This is a genomic window from Achromobacter sp. 01N37 (genome assembly GCF_056399725.1).
In genome coordinates, this window is the sequence record NZ_JBFTRX010000031.1 from 1 (window position 1) to 3453 (window position 3453).

3 protein-coding genes are annotated in these 3453 nt (G+C 63.0%); all 3 read left to right on the forward strand.

The annotated features are described in order from the left end of the window. Nucleotides 1–1552: type VI secretion system Vgr family protein (locus AC1DSJ_RS30015; RefSeq protein ID WP_476760461.1), on the forward strand; the 1552-nt coding region annotated here is incomplete at its 5' end. Then, entirely contained in the window at nt 1552–2487 is a 936-nt protein-coding gene (locus tag AC1DSJ_RS30020) for a hypothetical protein (RefSeq protein WP_441372755.1), read from the forward strand. The genes AC1DSJ_RS30015 and AC1DSJ_RS30020, both read left to right, overlap by 1 nt. Next, the coding region (locus AC1DSJ_RS30025; RefSeq protein WP_476760462.1) for a T6SS effector BTH_I2691 family protein at nt 2484–3453 on the forward strand (970 nt) is incomplete at its 3' end. The genes AC1DSJ_RS30020 and AC1DSJ_RS30025, both read left to right, overlap by 4 nt.

The window sequence follows — 3453 nt, forward strand, 5'->3', positions numbered from 1 at the left end:
CGAGAAAAGCCATCGGCTGATTCACGGCGACCGCATCTACATCCACGGCGAAATCGCCGGCGGCCCGGTCGTATACGTGCCGCTTGCAGGCGGCGACCCGGCTCAGCCCGCGCTGCATCGTTTCACCTATACCGAGCAGCTGCGCACCGCCCGCCAGACCCAGCGCGACTACACCTACACGCACCCGCAGTACGAACAAGAACACACGCACRTCGCGTCAGACYTKCAACACCAAGACCGCCGCTACGAACGCTAYGACTACCCCGGCCGCTACAAGCGCGACGAAGCCGGCAAGCCCTTCACACAAAGCCGSYTGCTGGGMCTGCGCCGCGATGCGCGCATGGCGCAAGTRGAAGGCGACGATGCGCGCTTGATACCCGGCGTGGCGTTTGACCTGACCGGRCAYCCGCGTGACGACTGGAACCACGGCTGGCGGCCCGTGCGCATGCGYCATCACGGCGTGCAGCACACCAGCCAGGAAGAAGACGGCGCGGGCGCGGAACACGGCACGCGCTATCACTACACGGCCGATATCGTGCCCGACAAAGTCGATTGGAAGCCCGAACCCAGCTATAAGCCGCTAGTCGACGGCCCCCAGATCGCCAGCGTGGTCGGGCCGCCCAACGAAGAGATCTACTGCGACGCCTACGGCCGCGTCAAAGTGCAATTCCCGTGGGACCGCCTGGGCCAGCACAACGAACACAGCTCCTGCTGGATACGCGTCTCGCAGAACTGGGCGGGCGCGGGCTGGGGCCACATGGCCATTCCGCGTATCGGGCAAGAAGTCATCGTCAGCTTTCTGGATGGCGATAGTTCGCAGCCGATCATCACGGGCCGCACGCACCGCTCGATCAACCCACCGCCGTATGAACTGCCGCGCCACAAAACGCGCATGACGATCAAAAGCCAGACGCATAAAGGCGATGGCTATAACGAGCTGCGTTTTGAAGACGAACGAGATCAGGAAGAGATCTACGTGCATGCGCAGAAAGACCAGAACATCCATGTGAACCACAACGAAACCACCTTCGTCGGCCATGACCGCAGCGAACAGGTGGAGCACGACGAGACCATCGTGATCGGCCACGACCGCAAGGAAACCGTGGGCAACGATGAACAAGTAAACATCGGGCACGACCGGCGTCACGACATCGGCCAGGATGATTTTCTGACGATCGGGCGTAATCACACGGTGATGACGGGCAAGGACCGGACTGAAGACGTCGGCAACAACCGGCGCGACAAGACCGCGGCGAACCACTGGATTGAAACCGGCGGGAATGTGGAACACATGGTGCAGGGGCATCATCAGTTGCACGCGGGTCAGCGGATTGCGCGTAAGACGGTGGTGTATGAATTGCAGTCTGCCGAGCACGCTGTCATCAAGGGGCCGGGCGGGACGATCACGATTGATGGCGGCGGCATCACCTTTGAAGGCGTGGCAATCAACTTGAAGGGCCCCATCTCGCAATCGGGCGGGGCTGGCAACTCGGTTTCCATGGCGGGCCAGGCAGTTGAAGGCCTGTTGGCGGATTGCCAGGAACGTTCGTGATGACCGCCTCTGTCATCGCGGAACGAATCGCCGCGCACAGAGCGCCGGAAGATTCTGTTTATCTGCTCGTCGATCCGTTGGCGGGTTGTGCGCCGGATCATCCACTAAGCCCGTCATCGCTGGCCGCTGCCTTGGGGGATGACGCGCTTGTCAGCGTCCCCAGGCCGGACCTGGCGCATACGGTTGGGGCGTGTCCGATTCTGGTTCGATTCGCCGGGCCGGGGCTCGCGCCTGCCGCGGATCTTCTGGCTCTTACGGAACGGCTTGCTTTGACCGAGACCGGCTATCGCAAGCGATATGGCTGCGGGTGTTTGCTGAGCGCGCTGTCCGCCGACGCCTTGGCCGAGCACATCGCGGCGCGATGTTTAACGTTTTCCGCCAGCGCCTCGGGCGGCGTGTCGCCGTGGTTCGAACCGTTGCGCCTGGAGCTGCTGGCGGCATCGATGGCGGATTCGCTGGGCAGTGCGCTGTGGCCGATCCGTGCATGGTTGCTGCCGACCAGCTGGGGCGAAATCGCCATGGTGAGCGGTGCGCCGGGCGAGGCGTGTGACGTCCCGCCGATTGCGCGCGATGCGCAGAGGGAGGCCACGCTTATTGCGTTGCTGCTGGCGGCATGGCGCCGAACATTGCAAGCGCCGTTGCCGTTCGCGCCACGACGATGGCAAGGCAAGACGCTGCTACCGCCGCAGGCCGCCGCATTGGCATTCCGCCTGATACGGCAGGCGCGTCAACGCGGCGTCACGGATAGCAATGACCTCCTCGCGCTCGCCCTGCATCAAGAGACGATTCATCCGCAATTGCTGAGGTTTGAACCGTTGCGTGACGCATTGGTTCGCGCGACGCCCGGACACGCAGCCGGCGTACTGGTCGCATACGGCGACGTGGCATGGAGCCGCATTGCCGCCTACCTGAACGAAACGGGGGAAAGCGCATGACGCTCAGCCAACAGCTTATCGACATCGTCGAAGAAACCATGCCCTTGCCGCCGGGCAGCTGCAACGCCTGCGAACGCAACGGCGTGCCGATCCTGCTGCTGCGCCCGGCGGTGGTGTCTAAAAGTCCGTTCTTACGCGCCCGCCGTGCCCTGTCGCATTCCGGTCTGCAAGAATCGCTGCGCATCATGCGCAAGGGCTATGTGTATGTGCTGCTGGATCGCAGGGTGTGGCACGCCTATCAAGTGACTGATGCGGGCCATATGCGGCACTTCAATCCTTATGAAATGCCCCGCGCCGAGCCCGCGCCATTGGCCGAGCGCTGCGTCCAGGCGGCGCACAATCTTCCCGCGTCCTTCATCGGTATCGACATTGATGAATACAAGGTCGCCTGGATCGCGTATTCCCAAGACCCTTGGCCGACGGCCGTGTTGGACGCGTACAAGTCGGGCAAGGGCTTAAATGCCGATTACCCCCAGCGGTTTGTCATCGTCGACTTGCCGAAGCTGCGGGACGATCCCACGGCCGGCGGCACGGCGCTGGCCTTGGAACATGCGCATCTGTTGAACGAGCACGTGGCGGAATATGCCAGCGGCGTCGACGACTTCGGCAGCGTTCATGGCTGGTCATCGCGCGTGGCGCAAGCCGCAGGCATGCATAACTACTTGACGTTGATGGAACGGCAACACCGCTTGCCGCAAGGCGTGAGCGGGCTGATCCTGCCTGATCCTGTCGGACTGGCCGAAGAACTCAATAACGTCCGGCTCGCCGCCTACACGCAGAAACGATTGTGGTCCGAAGAGCCGGAGCGCCGTTACGCGTATTTGACCTCGCAATGCCTGCTGGCGATTCAGCAGCTGTACGCCGTTCAGGCCGACGCCGAGACCCTGGATAGCTCCACACCCTTGCTCGACATCATGCCCAGCGAGTCCGGCACGCCACCCGTGTTCTGGGACCCCGCACGTGAAC

Bases quoted from the DNA above. Each gene is read 5' to 3' on its own strand.
- AC1DSJ_RS30020 (WP_441372755.1), top strand. From the start codon at position 1,552: ATGACCGCCTCTGTCATCGCGGAACGAATCGCCGCGCACAGAGCGCCG.